Genomic DNA, 353 nt, shown 5'->3' on the forward strand with positions numbered 1-353 from the left:
AAGCAGCACACCGCATTCAGGCTCCCCATTTCCACCGCCTGTTGATAAAGCCAAAAAGCCTGAACCGGATCCGCCTCCACGCCGTTTCCCTGCTCCATGCAGATGCCCAGATTGCATACGCCCCATGCGCTGCCGAGATATGCAGCTTTCCGAAAACAATCCACCATGCGCTTTTTATCCGATGCCTCTGCATCCCAAAGGGTGTTGCCTAAAGCCGTCCAATCATCTCCGGTCATATCGGCCTCGTTGGCGCGCAGCAATTTCCGGCCGCACTGCGGACAGCGCTCCGGCAGCTTTTCGCCTTCATCCCAATAATTACAGGTGTGATCCTCGCAGTGATAAATCATCGTTTC

The 353-nt window shown here is 55.0% G+C and carries 1 pseudogene; it reads right to left on the reverse strand.

What is annotated here, in order from left to right:
- Nucleotides 1-353: pseudogene (locus tag GPK83_RS07935) on the reverse strand (SEL1-like repeat protein); the annotation flags it as partial.

Source organism: Clostridium sp. MCC328 (assembly GCF_018785465.1).
In the GTDB taxonomy this organism is placed as follows: domain Bacteria; phylum Bacillota; class Clostridia; order Lachnospirales; family Lachnospiraceae; genus Pilosibacter; species Pilosibacter fragilis.